Source organism: Actinoplanes hulinensis, assembly GCF_019429605.1.
Classification (GTDB): domain Bacteria; phylum Actinomycetota; class Actinomycetes; order Mycobacteriales; family Micromonosporaceae; genus Actinoplanes; species Actinoplanes campanulatus.
The window spans coordinates 21,654-34,902 of record NZ_JAHXZI010000041.1 but is presented as its reverse complement, the minus strand read 5'-3'; the positions used below and the strand labels follow the sequence as shown (position 1 = coordinate 34,902).

General features: G+C 70.1%; 9 protein-coding genes and 1 pseudogene. 5 read left to right on the top strand and 5 right to left on the bottom strand.

Going from position 1 to position 13,249, the window contains the following annotated elements; translation table 11 throughout:
• The 3 genes and pseudogenes from KZ829_RS41830 to KZ829_RS41820 all read left to right on the top strand — a co-directional run.
• A pseudogene (locus KZ829_RS41830) lies at positions 1-317 on the top strand (IS110 family RNA-guided transposase); the annotation flags it as partial.
• A 183-nt stretch (positions 318-500) separates the two neighbouring features.
• Positions 501-1,499: a serine hydrolase gene (locus tag KZ829_RS41825; RefSeq protein WP_220149390.1), complete on the top strand. Its 999-nt coding sequence runs from the start codon at positions 501-503 to the stop codon at positions 1,497-1,499.
• Between the two features lie 334 nt (positions 1,500-1,833).
• Positions 1,834-2,529 carry an NAD(P)-dependent oxidoreductase gene (locus tag KZ829_RS41820; RefSeq protein ID WP_220149389.1) on the top strand — a complete coding sequence of 232 codons (696 nt, stop codon included), beginning with the start codon at positions 1,834-1,836 and terminating at the stop codon, positions 2,527-2,529.
• Positions 2,530-2,604: 75 nt separating this feature from the next.
• Here KZ829_RS41820 and KZ829_RS41815 read toward each other — a convergent pair whose 3' ends face one another.
• A complete protein-coding gene (locus KZ829_RS41815) occupies positions 2,605-2,961 on the bottom strand; it encodes a PRC-barrel domain-containing protein (protein ID WP_220149388.1) in 357 nt (118 codons plus the stop codon).
• A 309-nt stretch (positions 2,962-3,270) separates the two neighbouring features.
• Here KZ829_RS41815 and KZ829_RS41810 point away from each other — a divergent pair, with 309 nt between their 5' ends.
• Positions 3,271-4,683, top strand: coding sequence for an FAD-binding oxidoreductase (locus KZ829_RS41810; RefSeq protein ID WP_220149387.1), 1,413 nt, complete (start codon positions 3,271-3,273; stop codon positions 4,681-4,683).
• On the opposite strand, the gene KZ829_RS41805 is transcribed toward KZ829_RS41810, so the two are convergent.
• From KZ829_RS41805 to KZ829_RS41790, 4 genes are read right to left on the bottom strand one after another with little or no spacing between them, the layout of a single operon-like run.
• The gene (locus KZ829_RS41805; protein ID WP_220149386.1) at positions 4,623-6,680 is read right to left on the bottom strand and encodes a hypothetical protein; all 2,058 of its coding nucleotides are present in this window, start codon (positions 6,678-6,680) and stop codon (positions 4,623-4,625) included. The genes KZ829_RS41810 and KZ829_RS41805 overlap by 61 nt on opposite strands.
• On the bottom strand, positions 6,677-7,510 hold the full coding sequence (locus KZ829_RS41800; protein ID WP_220149385.1) for a carbohydrate ABC transporter permease: 834 nt from the start codon (positions 7,508-7,510) through the stop codon (positions 6,677-6,679). The genes KZ829_RS41805 and KZ829_RS41800 overlap by 4 nt, the downstream gene beginning before the upstream one ends.
• The gene (locus KZ829_RS41795) at positions 7,507-8,403 is read right to left on the bottom strand and encodes a carbohydrate ABC transporter permease (RefSeq protein ID WP_220149384.1); all 897 of its coding nucleotides are present in this window, start codon (positions 8,401-8,403) and stop codon (positions 7,507-7,509) included. The genes KZ829_RS41800 and KZ829_RS41795 overlap by 4 nt, the downstream gene beginning before the upstream one ends.
• The gene (locus KZ829_RS41790; protein ID WP_220149383.1) at positions 8,400-9,674 is read right to left on the bottom strand and encodes an extracellular solute-binding protein; all 1,275 of its coding nucleotides are present in this window, start codon (positions 9,672-9,674) and stop codon (positions 8,400-8,402) included. The genes KZ829_RS41795 and KZ829_RS41790 overlap by 4 nt, the downstream gene beginning before the upstream one ends.
• A 185-nt stretch (positions 9,675-9,859) precedes the next feature.
• Here KZ829_RS41790 and KZ829_RS41785 point away from each other — a divergent pair, with 185 nt between their 5' ends.
• Positions 9,860-13,165 (top strand): Ig-like domain-containing protein, encoded by a 3,306-nt coding sequence (locus KZ829_RS41785; protein ID WP_220149382.1) that lies wholly within the window; start codon positions 9,860-9,862, stop codon positions 13,163-13,165.
• The last annotated feature ends 84 nt before the right edge of the window (positions 13,166-13,249 follow it).

The window sequence follows — 13,249 nt, the reverse complement described above, 5'->3', positions numbered from 1 at the left end:
TCAACCGCGTCCTGCACATCATGGCCGTCGTCCAGCTGCGCCGTGACACCGAAGGCCGCCGCTATTACCGGCGCAAACTCGCTGCCGGGAAGACCCCGATGGAGGCGATGCGAGCACTGAAACGCCGCCTGTCCGACATCGTCTACAAGCGGATGGTCGCCGACGCCAGACGGCTGGAGACGGGCCCGGGCGGACACGTGGGGGCGACTCTGCAATCCAGCGCGGCCGACCTCAACCCCATGATCGACACTTCGGAGAAGTCACTACCCGGACCCGCCGAAACCCACCTTAGAGCAGACCTCTCCGCCGCCTCTTGACACAGAGGGGTGCCATGTGAGTAAGTCGGGCTTGGCGTCTTGGCGAATTCGAGCAGGTTGCGGCGCTTCCACGTGATTCTGGATGCACTTGGCGATCCCAGACCGCGGGCAACAGGGCCGTTGGCTGAGCGGGCATGGTGTACCTTGCGCCGTGATTCACCGTTTATCCACTGAGGAGACACGATGTCGTCCAGCCTGTCACGCCGTTCGGCGCTCGGCATCGGCGCCGCGGCGGTCGTCGGCGCAGGCGTGAGCGGCCCCGCCGAAGCCGCGCCGTCCGGACCGCGTGGCATCCGGAAGGTGTACGAGCGGGAGAAGGCCAAGGCCGGCGGCCTCTGGCGGACCCACATCGCCGCGGTCGACTCGACCGGCGCGCTGCGGCCCATCGTGCAGGACGACGCCGACCACGTCACCAACGGGTACAGCGTGCAGAAGCTGGCGGTCGCCACGGCCGTCATGGACAAGATCGACCGGGGTCTGCTGAGTCTGGGCACCAAGCTCGACCTGCCGGCCGACATCATCCTCGGCGGCTCCGGCATCTACCACCTGCACCGGGTGTGGGGTGACGAGATCACGGTCGCGAACTTCCTCACCGCGATGCTGCTGGTCTCCGACAACACCGCCGTACGGATGTGTGGCCGTGTCGTGCCGGCCCTGGAGATCAACGAGATTCTGGCGGCCAAGGGGTTCGTGCACACCCGGGTCGAGCCGGTCGCCAATCCGAACCGGTTCTACCTGGGTACGACGACGCCGCGGGAGATGCACGACCTGCTGTGGCGGCTGGCCACCAAGACGCTGCTCAAGCCGGAGTCCTGTGACTTCCTGCTCAGCGTCACCCGATGGCTCAACGGCTACCACGACGGTGTCCGGCGCGTCATGTCGTCCCGGGAGCGGGAGCGCGTCGCCACCAAGTACGGCGCCGACTTCAACAGCCTCGGCGAGTCCCGGCACGAGGTCGGCATCATGTTCGGCGTCGACGGTCTGCCGCTGCTGACGTACGCGATGTTCGCCGAGGGGCTGGGCGATTCGGAGAACTACGGCGCCACCCATCCGGCCGTGGAGGCGCACGCCAAGATCGGCCGCGCTCTGATGAACAGCCTGCCGGTGGCCCCGGCGGTCACGGCCCGCTCGGCGGTGCCCCGCACCCTGCCCAAGCCGTTCCACCCGGTCAACGGCGGCTGACCACGCCGGCACCGGCCGCGCGCCGAGCCGCTGCGGCCGCACGCCGGAATCGCGGTCCTCCACGGCAACCTGGCGCCGGACGTTCCGGGGCGCGCCGTGCATTCGGGTCAACGACCGCACCTTGCGAGCTTTCGACGCCGGCCTGCGCCCTCGGTCTCGCGTACAGACCACGGGCCGGACGACCACGAACGCACTCGTCCGGTTCTCGATGTCACAGGACGAACGGCCGTGGTGTCTCGAGGAAGAACTCGGGCGTCGCCGCACGACGGACGCGATCTGCTGCGCTCCTGAGCGACACCGGGTACTCCAGCACAACCAGGAAGGACGGATGGTCATGCGTATCGCCGTCTTCGGAGCGAACGGTCCCACCGGTCGCCTCCTCACCGGCCAGGCACTGGCGGCAGGGCACCGGGTCACCGCGGTCACGCGACGGCCGGATGCCTTTCCACTGCGCCACGACGGGCTCGAGGTATTCGGCGCCGATGTGCTCGATCCAGCGGCCGTCGACGCCGCGCTGGCGCAGACGGATGCTGTGCTCTCGGCGCTCGGGGTGCCGTCCGGGAGGGAGCCGATCCACACCTACTCACGTGGGGTGGCCAACATTGTGGCCTCGATGAAGCGGCATGGCTTGCGCAGGCTCGTCGTGGTGAGTTCCAGCGGCGTCGACCCGCACCCGTACTCCGACGGAGGATTGCTCTTCAACCGCGTGCTGCTGCCATTCGTGACGCGGGTGGTGGGTAAGACGATGTACGACGACATGCGCCGAATGGAAGCGCTGGTCCGCGCCAGCGACATCGACTGGACGATCCTGCGCCCGAGCGGGCTCTACCACTTGCCGTCGGTCACCGCATACAGCATCCTCGACGGCCATGCCGACGGCAGGTTCACCGCACGCGTGGACCTGGCCGCGGGCATGCTGGCCATGCTCACCGACAACCGCTACGTCCGCACGACCGCCGGCATCATCACCACCGTAGACAATCCCACCATGCTCCGATGGATCAGGCGCGAGGCACTCGCAATTCGATGAACTTCTCCGTCGGCCTTCTCGCCTGTTCCCGGCGAAGATGGTCGACGGCGTGGTCAAGCGGAACAGTTCCGCGGGTCATCGACGGGCTAGGCGGCGAGCACCGGAGACCCCCGCCTGGTAAGGCAGCCCGTAGTGCCCGAACACCGCCGGCTCCTCGGTCGCCGCCAGCTCCCCGTCGAGATCGATGCTGGGCGCGTTCCCGACCAGCTTCTTGTCGTAGCGCACCCTCACGGCCTTCGGGCTGACGGTCGCACCTGCCAGCGGGACGAAGACGAGCCGGTGCCGCCCGATGAAACCGACCCGAACAGTGGCGAACGCCGGCTCGTCGTTCACCGTGTCGACGTAGACCGCCTCCAGCTCACCGATCTTGTCGCCGTTCGGGTCCACGACGTTCTCACCACGCCAGTCACGCAGGTTCTCGGCAGGGAACATACGCAGACATGTGCCCTGTCTGCGCTGTTGAAAACCGCGCAGCATGATCCGCCGACGGCTCGGTCAGCCCTTCCAGTGTGGGTTTCCTTCTGAGTGACCCTGCGACCGGAAGCGCCTCTACGTCGATGTTCGCTGGTGAGCGCCACCGCGCGCGTATGCTCACCGAGCAGGGCCAGGCCGCGACGACGGCGAGCCCGGAGCCTCTTGAGCGTCTCGTCTTCGCCGCAGGCGGCCTGGTCCAAGGCCTGAAACTTCCGGATCGAAATCTCCAGAGCCGAGGCGCTACCGATCGCGAGGCAGGAGTTCACGATGACCACAAGACAGAACGGCTCGGAGGTCCTCGGCGAAGCCACTCTCGATGAGCTGGCGCGGGGCCTGCGCGGCGAGATGATCCGACCGGGTGACCCGGGTTACGACGAGGCGCGGTCGATCTGGAACGGCGCCCACGACCGGAGACCGGCTCTCATCGTCCGCTGTCGCGGGGTGGCGGACGTACTCAAGACGGTGGAGTTCGCCCGTGGTGAGGGACTGCCCCTCGCGGTCCGCGGCGGCGGGCACAGCATCCCGGGTTTCTCGACGGTGGACCGGGGCATCGTGCTCGATCTGGCACCGATGAAGGGCGTCCGCGTCGACCCCGTCCGGCGTACGGTCACGGCTCAGGGCGGATGCCTGTGGGGTGACGTCGACGCCGAGACGCAGGCTTTCGGCTTGGCGGTGACGGGCGGCCTGATCTCCACGACGGGCATCGCGGGATTCGCCCTCGGTGGCGGCCTCGGCTGGCTGGTCCGCCGATTCGGCCTCACCAGCGACAACCTCGTCGGCGCGGACGTCGTGACCGCGGACGGCAGGTACCTGCACGCCGGCGAGGACGAGCATGCCGACCTGCTGTGGGCGCTCCGCGGTGGCGGCGGCAATTTCGGCGTCGTCACCTCGTTCGAGTTCCGGCTGCACGATGTCGGTCCGACGGTGTTCGCCGGGCCCGTCTTCTATCGGGGCGAGGACGCGGAGCGCGTACTGCGTGGCTTCCGCGCGGCCGCGCCCGCGGCACCGGACGAGTTGACCTTGGCGGCCAACCTGGCCACCGCGCCGCCGGTGCCGTTCCTGCCCGAGGAGATACACGGCAAGCCCGTCGTCGTCGTTCTCGGCATGTGGTCGGGCGACCTCGACGCCGGCGACGCCGCGACCCGGCCGTTCCGGGAGCTGGCGCCGGTGGTGGTCGACCTGTTCGGCCCGACGCCGTACGTGGAGATGCAGCGCATGCTCGACCCGCTGTACCCGCGCGGCATGTGGAACTACTTCCGGTCGGCGTTCTTCGGCGACCTGGACGACACCACGATCGGTGCGTTCCTCGACGCGTACGCTCAGGCGCCCAACGCCGTCTCGGAGCTGCACATCCACCACCTCGGCGGCGCGATGGGCCGGGTACCCGCCGACGCGACCGCGTTCGGCACCCGCGATCGGGACTTCATCCTGAACGTGGTGGCCCGGTCCATGGATGTCGACGGCTTTCCCGCCACGATCGAGTGGGCCCGCGCGGCGACCGGTGTCCTGGGCCCGGATGCCGCGGCGTACGTCAACTTCACCGGTGAGGCCGGCGAGGACCGCGTCCGGGCGTCCTACCCGAAGGACACGTACGAGCGGTTGGTGGCGGTCAAGGACCGCTACGACCCGGCGAACCTGTTCCGGCTCAACCAGAACATCCGGCCCTCGGCCGCTGCCTGAGCCGGATCGGGTCCCGGTTCGGCGGCCACCACGAAGCCGCCGGAGGGCACGTCGAGAGTGATGGGGCCCCGTCCGCCGGTGGTGGCGGCCGGCCGGCCGTGGTTGTCGTAGCTGCGGGCGACCGCGGGCCCGGTGCCCGGGACGTCGATCGTCATGCGCCGAGACGTCCGGGCCACGCTGGAGAGCAGTACGGCCCGCCGGGTGACCAGGGCGGACACGAGCGGCGTCAGCAGGAGAGCGTCGAGGTCGCCGCTTCCGCGTACGCCGGTCGCCGTCAGTTCGGTCGCACCCGCCGGGAGGGGCCGGGCGACCGCCACGGGGAGCAGCGCGCCGGGCGCTGGGGACGCACCCTGCGCTCCCCCGCCCCCGTAGCCGACACTGCCGAGTGAGGCGAAGGCCGTCACGCCGCCCGGGCCGGGCACCCGGTTGATCACCGCCGCCACGAGCCTGGGCTGGGCGGCTCCGGGCACGGTCCACCGGATCCGGCCACCAGCCCTGACCCGCAGGTAGGCGTTCCCACTCCACTGCGATTCGCCGGTCCACGCCGATGCCGGGGTCACCACGGAGACCGGGCCGTCGAGCCGTCCGGATTCGGCCTCGACCGTACGCCGGCCGTCCCGCTCCACCACCGGGCCGGCCGCCTTCGCGAGCGCGGCCAGGTCCGGAGCCGCGTCCAGGGCGAGCATCGTGAGCAGGCCGTGGATCGTCGACTCGGCGCCGGAGTTGAGGTTGACCGTGCCGTCGCCGTTCACGCCGTCGTCGGTGGCGCCGGTACCCGGGTGGTACATCGGGACGCCGGCCGGGTTCTGGCCGAAGAACCAGCCTGCCGCGACACCGGCGAGTTGACGGAGGCCGGCCGACCCGGCGGCCCTCGACACGGACAGCAGACTCTGCACGCGGGCGTCGGCCCCGTACGCGATCTGGGAATTGTCGATCGGAGCGGGCAGCAGGCCGTTGATCGGGCCGGTCGCGGTGAGCAGGCCCGGCGTGAAGGCGGCGGCGTCGGCCAGCGCCGGGGTCAGCAGCCGTCCGTCGCGGAGGGTGATCGAGGCCTCGGCCAGCGCCGACGGCATCTGCGCGCCCCAGGCGTGCCACGACGACCGCGACCGGGCCCAGGGCAGGACGGCGCCGTACGGCCAGACGCCGGTGCCGCCGCCGCCCATCTCGGCGATACCGGCGGCCAGCCGGGCCAGGACGGCCCGTGCGGTGGGCGGGCCGCCCGCGCGGACGTACGCGCTCAGCCCCAGCACCGCCTCGGCGCTGGCGTCCGCGCCGTCGACCACCAGCCACGCGGGCATCCGCCTGCCGTCGACGACCCGGTGTTCACCGAAGCGGCCGAGCACCTGCCGGTCGAGGGCGGCGATGGACAGGTCGAGGCGGTCCTTGAGGAATGCGGCGAACGACGGGTCGGCGGTACGGAACGCGGCGTAGCCCTCGCCCAGCGCCCAGATCGTGCGCGCGAGCCAGTACGACGCCCCGGAGTCGGACGGGTCCGGCGTCTCGACCGGGATCGGGCTCGGGTTCAACGTCCCGTCGGGTTGCATCCACAGCACGACGTTGCCGGCGTTCGGGCCGGAGGCCGTCTGCATGTAGGTCAGTCCCCGCAACTGCCGGTAGGCCTGATCCCGGCTGGCCCGGTCCCCGAACTGCCGCCAGTGGCGCAGGTAGACCACCGCGGCACGGGAGACATCGTCCGCGTCGTACGCGCCCTGCCCGTAGGTGCCGGTGCGCGCGTCGTAGGCGCCGCCGCCCACCCGGCGGTAGCCGCCACCGGGCAGGTCGTCGGCGTAGGCCCAGAGCACACCGATGGACGGCTCGTCGTCGAGCCGGTAGGTGGTGTGACCGGCCTGGGCCGGCGGCCGCACCGTGTCGGTGAGGAAGTCGAGGTGGGCCAGGTTGGTCAGCACGGCCGGGTGCGGCGGCGCGGCGACGGTCTGGACCGGGCCGGCCAGGAGAACGGCGGCGGTCAGAGCCGCGATGAAGGCGGGCCGGTTCAACCCTTCACCCCGGAACCCAGGTCGGACGAGACGAAGTGCCGCTGGAACGCGATGAAGAGCAGAACCGCCGGGGCGGCCAGCACGCAGGCGCCGGCCAGGATCGCGCCGTACGGGTTGGTGGCGGCCGACGCGACGGTGCTCATGTAGTTGGCGAGCGCCACCGCGAGCGGCTGCATCCCGGTCTCCTTGGTGATCAGGAACGGCCACAGGAACTCGTTCCACGGCCCGATGAACGTCAGCAGCGTCGCGGTGAGCAGAGCGGGCCGAACGAGCGGCAGGGCGACCGAGCACAGCACACGGATCTCGCTCGCTCCGTCGAGCCGTGCCGCCTCGAACAGTTCGGCCGGCAGTTGCAGGAAGAACTGCCGGAACACGAACACCGCCACTGAATTGATCACGAAGGGCAGGATCATGCCGAGGTACGAGTCGGCGAGTCCGTAGCCGCGCACGACCTGCACGTACAGCGGGATGACAAGCAGTTGGAACGGAATGACCTGGAGCAGCAGCATGGCGGCGAAAAGGGTGCCGCGGCCGCGAAAGCGCAACTGGGCGAGCGCATAACCGGCCAGAACCCCGAAGACGAGGGTGCCGATGACCACGCCCGCGGTGACGATCACCGAGTTGAGCAGCGACCGCCACAACCCGATGGCGGCGTTGATCTCGCGATAGTTGTCGAGGCTGAGGTTGCCCGGCCTCGGCAGCGCGCCGGCCGGCGACGTGTCCGGCGTTGCCTGCAGCGAGCCGACGATCATGTAGTAGAACGGGAACAGGAACACGATCGCGCCGAGAGTCACGGCGATCGTGCGCCACCACGAGCGGCCTCGGGTCATTCCTGCCTCCGTTCCACCAGCCGCTGAAGCCCGGCGAGGAGCAGGACGCCGGCGACCAGGAGTACACCGATCGCCGCGGCGACGTCGGGATGCTGCTGCTCGATGCCGCGTTGATACATCAGCAGCACCGGCGACGCGGACCTGCCGCTCGGGCCACCGCCGTTGGTCAGCAGGTACGGCTCGGTGAACAGGTTCGCGCCGGTGATGATCGCCAGCAGGGTGACGAGGGTCGTCGCCGGCCGTACGCCCGGAATCGTGACCGCCCGGAAGCTGCGCCAGCGGCCCGCGCCGTCGACCGCCGCCGACTCGTAGAGTTCCCGCGGCACGTTCTGCAACGCGGCCAGGTACAGCAGGATGAAGAAGCCGAGCTGCTTCCAGGTCACGAAGAGGGCGATCGACGGCATCGCCCACTTCTCGTTGATCAGCCACGACGGGTCCGGAGCCAGGTCACCGAGCACCTGGTTGACCAGCCCGTCGGAGCTGAACAGGAACAGCCACACGCCGACCACGGCCACGCTCGCGGTCACGTACGGGACGTAGAAGCTGACCCGGAAGAACGTACGGAACGGGATCGCCGCGTTGAGGGCGGCGGCCAGCAGCAGCGACAGCACGACGGTCAGCGGCACGTTGATGACAAGGAAGATCAGGATGTTGACGAACGACTGGCGTACGGCCGGGTCGGCCAGCGCGGTGGTGTAGTTGTCGATGCCCACGAAGGGCCGGGAGACGCTCACCCCGGGCGCGGTGAAGATGTAGTCGTGGAAGGAGATCCAAACCGCCATACCCAGCGGGTACGCGAAGACGGCGGCGACGTACACCGCGTACGGGGCGCTCAGCAGAAGCCCGATCGGCTGCGTGGTGGCCGGTTTCGCCCCTGGTGCGACAGAGGTCATCGGATCACCAGGTCGTTGATCTTCGTGGCCGCGCCCGCCAAAGCCTTGTCCGGATCCTCCTTGCCGAAGATCACCGAGTTCGTCCAGGAGTCCCGGAAGGTCTGCCACACCTCGACGGAAGCCGGTGTGTTCGGCACGTCGACCACGTGCGCCGCCTTGGCCGCGAACACCTCGTACTGCGGATTCGCCGCGAAATACGCCGGATACTCCCCCACCAGGTCCTGGCGCAGCGGCATCTGCCCGGTCATCGCGAGCAGTTCGCCGTCCTGCTCAGAGCTGGTGGAGAACTTCAGGAAGTCCCAGGCCGTACCGCGGTTGGTGCAGGCCGTGTAGAGGGCGACGTTCTTCGCGTCGCTGAACGTGGACTGGTTCTCCGCCGAGCCGGCCAGCGTCGGCACTCCGGTGACACCCCAATCAACCTTGTCCTTGTACGCGGTGACGGCCCAGGGGCCGACACTGGCCATGGCGGCGGTGCCGTCGGCGAACGCGTCACCGGTGTACGCCTCCTTGCCCGCCAGGTTCTGGGCGTACAACTGCCGCCAGAGGCCGGCGACCGCCCGGCCGGCGTCGGAGTCGAACGTGGCTTTGGCGTCGACGACGAGCTGCTGGCCGCTTTCCGCCACGTACATCGGGTAGAAGTCGAACCACGACTGGAAGAACTGGCTCGACGGCGACGGGAAGATGGCGTACCTGGCAGCGCCGCTGGATACCAGCTTCTGCGAGGTGGCCAGGAAATCGGTGTACGTGGCCAGCGGCGGAGCGGTGGTGCTGAGACCTGCCTTGGCGAACGCCGTCTTGTTGTAGAACAGCATCACCGGGTTCGATTTCCACGGCAGTTGGTAGATCTTGCCGTTCGGGGACCTGTACTGGGCGCCGAGCTCACCGGAGCGCGCGGTCACGTAGCTCGTGCCGTCGGCGAAGTCGTCGAGCGGCACCAGACCACCCTGCGCCTGGAAGTTCGGGACGGCGGCCGGCGACGTGTTGTAGATCAGGCATGGCGCGTTCCCGGCGATGATGCTGGCCGAGATGACCGCTTCGGAGGTCTGGCTGGCCGGGATCTGCTGGGCCGTCACCTTCTCGTCCGGATGGGCGGCATTCCACTTCTCCACCACCTGTCCGCCCCAGGCGACCTCCTGCGCGTTGTTCGAGAACCACACGTCGATGGCGCCGCGGGCGGTCGCGTCGCCGGTGGCCGGCGTAGCGTCGCCTCCGCACCCGGTGATGGCCAGGACCAGGGACAGGACGGCTGTCCCCGCGAGTGGAATCCGCACCTTCATCCCCTCTTCTGCTGTGCTCCCTGTCCTCCTCCGCTACCCGGACAAGGTCAGCGTGACCCAGATAGGTGGCGTCAGCTGCCGAACTGCGCGATTTGGCGTGACGCGTGCGGTCCGGTGCACCGAGCCGCCCGTGCCCAGGAAGTTCTCAGGTCCGGCACACGCGCTCCGATGGTCGCGCCATGCACCCGTCCCCCCGGAATTTCGTCGTCGCGACGGCGGCCGCGTTCGGTGTGTTCCTTGCGCCGACCACCGCCGTCGCCGCGACCGTCTCTCACACGACTACGGTCTCCGGCACCTTCTCCCGGGTCGTAGTCGACGGCGACCTGTCCACCCCGAGTGGGGAGCAGGCCACCAACACGGTGACGCGGCCCGTCGTCACGATCGATGACACCATGCTGCCGCTGCCCGCCACCGCCGCGACCGGGCTGCGCCCGGAGTCCGAGGTCGAGGTCGAGGTGAGCGCGCCGGCCGGCGTGGACACGCCGGCCGAGGTCGCCGCCGCGATCAGCGACGGCGAGGCACGGATCCTCGACGCCGATCCCGCCGCGGTCGCCGCCGCGCTGCCGGCCGGCCGGGCGGGCGCGCACACGCTGACCGTGCTGCCGGTCCACTGGACCGCGCCTGATTCGCAGACCCGGACGACCCTGCGCGCGACGGCCGACAGGACGGCCGCGTACTGGAGCGAGCAGACCGCCGGTGCGATCACCGTGCCCACCATCGACGTCCGGGACTGGGTGAGGATCGCCGCCCCGAACTCGTGCGACTACACGGCGATCTCCAACGCGGCACACGCCGCGCACGGCGTACCCGCCTCGAACAGCCGTGACCACGTGCTCATCTACTTCCCGAAGACCAGCGCCTGCGGCTGGGTCGGCCTCGCCTATGTGCCGGGCGGCGAGATCTGGATCAACGGATACACGTACGGCGACGCCTGGGAGCACGAGTTCGGGCACAACCTCGGTCTCGGCCACGCCAGCTCCCTCAACTGCACGCAGGACACGGCGACGGTCGCGTTCAGCGCGTCCTGCACGGTCAGCTCGTACGCGGACTACGACGTGATGGGCTTTGCCCGCTACGGCGACGGCTACAGCTTGAACACGGCGCTGTCCGACGTGCTCGGCACGCTGGACAACCCGGTGACCGCCAGCCCCGGAAGCCTGGTCAAACTGCCCGCGGTCACCTCGATCACCGCGCCCCGGGCGGTCAAGGTACCGCTGCCCACGTCGACGTTGTACCTGGAGTACCGGCCGAGCACCGGCCGTGACGCGGGCCAGCCCACCGGCTGGGGAGGTGTCCAGGTCCGGCAGCTGCTCACCGGCGACAACCAGTCCCGAATCCTCAACATGAACCCGGCCGTGGGCAACAGCCGCGCGCTGGCGGCCGGCTCCACCTGGGCCGTGCCGGGCACCCCGCTCACCCTCACCGTGGAGCGGATCGACTCGTCCGGCGCCGAGGTACGCATCGACGACCCCTACAACGACAGCACCCCGCCGCCCGCGCCGGCCGCGCCGGTGTTCGCCGGGACCGGAACCTTCGGCCCGTACGCGTCGGGATCGGTGACCGTCTCCTGGCCCGCGGTCACCGACCCGGAGTCGGGCATCGCCGAATACCGCGTGCTGGTCAACGGGCAGCGGACAACCGTGCCCGGCACCCAGACCAGCTTGAAGCTGGCACCGTTCAACGGCGCGAGCACCATCTCGGTGACCGCGGTCAACAAGAGCGGCATGGCCGGAGCCACCAGCCCGACCATCACGGTACGGGGCGACAACACGCCGCCGACCACCCCCACCATCACGGCGCCGCTGAACGGCCAGAAGGTGGAAGGCACCGCGACGGTCCGCTGGAAGGCGGCGACCGACACCGAATCCGGCGTCGCCCGCTACGAGATCCTGCTGGACGGGACCCCGCTGAGCACCGTCGACGCGCCCGCCACCGCCGCGGACGTGACCTTCCCGCTGATCACCAACGGCCAGCGCACGCTGACCCTCACCGCCATCGACCAGGTGGGCAACCGCAGCACGCAGGCGACCACCAAGGTGACGCTGTTCCGGGCGGTCACCGCACCCACCGGGTTGACGGCGGCGGGCGACCCGGACGGCTCGGTCGTCTCCTGGACCGCCCCCACCGGCGCCCAGCCGGCCGGCTACGACATCCTCGTCGACGGTGCCGCCAAGACGACGGTGCCGGCGACGACCACGAGCTGGCGGCTGGCCAACGGCCTCGCCGACGGCGCGCACGTGGTGGGTGTCCGGTCCCGTGACGCGGCGGGCAACGTGTCCGCCACGGCGACCGTCAAGGCCGTCCTGGACACCACCGGACCGAGCCGGCCCAAGGTGTCGGCGCCCCGGGCCGGCGCTGTGGTCACCCGGAACAAGGCCGTTGTCACCTGGTCCGCCGCCGCTGACCTCCAGTCGGGCATCGCCGCGTACGTCATCGAAGTCGATCATGTGCAGGCCGCCCGTGTGGCCGGTTCCACGCGCACCGTGACCCTCACGGTGCCGGACGGAAACCACCACGTCGGAGTCATCGCGATCAACGGCAACGGCCTACGTTCGACGGTCACCGACGCGGTGGCCACCACCTTCACCGCCACCGCGACGGCACCGACCCCCGCGAAGATCACCTCGCCCTCGTCCGGCAAGCTGACCAACGCCGGCAACGTCTCCGTGACCTGGGCGCCGGCGACGGACGGCGGCGGACTCGCCCGCTACGAGGTCCTGCTGGACGGACAGCCGGCCGTCACCGTCGACGCCACGACGACCACCGCCACCGTGCCGCTCGGCCAGGGCACGCACACCCTCGCCGTCCGCGCGGTGGACCCGGCCGGCCTGGTCAGCACCTCAACGACGGTGAAGATCACGGCAGATCTCGAAGGACCCACGGTCGCCGCGCCGACCGTCCGGCTGCGCACCGGCTCTGCCGCCGGAGGGGTACCGGTCACCCTGACCGCCTCGGCAACCGACGCCAACCGCGTATGCGCGATCACCGCCGCGGCGAACGGTACGCCGGTCGCAACGGCCAAGGCGGGCAGACTGAGTGTGTCCGCCGTACTGCCCGCCGGCGCGACCCTCGCGGTCACCGCCACGGACTGCGCCGGCAACGTGAGCACCAGAACCGACCCCGTGCAACTGACCCCGGTCGCGGAAACGGCCGGACAGTTCACCGGCGCGTGGACCTCGCTCAGCGGGACCGATTACACCGACGGCACGGCATCCTCCGCGTCGAAAGCCGGCGCGGCCCTGTCCATGACCTTCACCGGAACGCAGGTCGCCTGGATCGGGTCACGGGACACGGCCTCCGGCGCGGCCACCGTCTACCTGGACGACAAGAAGGTCGCCACGGTGGACACCCGGGGAACAACCGCACACCGTCAGGTGCTGTGGGCCGGTACGACCACTCCCGGCACGCACACAGTCAAGATCGTCGTGGTCGGCACCGCCGGCCGCCCGACTGTTCTGGTGGACGGCTTGACCGTGGTCCCCTAGCTTTCCTCCTCCCCGGACGATCGGGCCGCCACGGTTCATCCTGGCGGCCCGATCGGTGAGGCGAGGTTCTCAGTCGACGGCCGA

Bases quoted from the DNA above. Each gene is read 5' to 3' on its own strand.
- KZ829_RS41825 (WP_220149390.1), top strand. From the start codon at position 501: ATGTCGTCCAGCCTGTCACGCCGTTCGGCGCTCGGCATCGGCGCCGCG.
- KZ829_RS41820 (WP_220149389.1), top strand. From the start codon at position 1,834: ATGCGTATCGCCGTCTTCGGAGCGAACGGTCCCACCGGTCGCCTCCTC.
- KZ829_RS41815 (WP_220149388.1), bottom strand. From the start codon at position 2,961: ATGTTCCCTGCCGAGAACCTGCGTGACTGGCGTGGTGAGAACGTCGTG.
- KZ829_RS41810 (WP_220149387.1), top strand. From the start codon at position 3,271: ATGACCACAAGACAGAACGGCTCGGAGGTCCTCGGCGAAGCCACTCTC.
- KZ829_RS41800 (WP_220149385.1), bottom strand. From the start codon at position 7,510: ATGACCCGAGGCCGCTCGTGGTGGCGCACGATCGCCGTGACTCTCGGC.
- KZ829_RS41795 (WP_220149384.1), bottom strand. From the start codon at position 8,403: ATGACCTCTGTCGCACCAGGGGCGAAACCGGCCACCACGCAGCCGATC.
- KZ829_RS41785 (WP_220149382.1), top strand. From the start codon at position 9,860: ATGCACCCGTCCCCCCGGAATTTCGTCGTCGCGACGGCGGCCGCGTTC.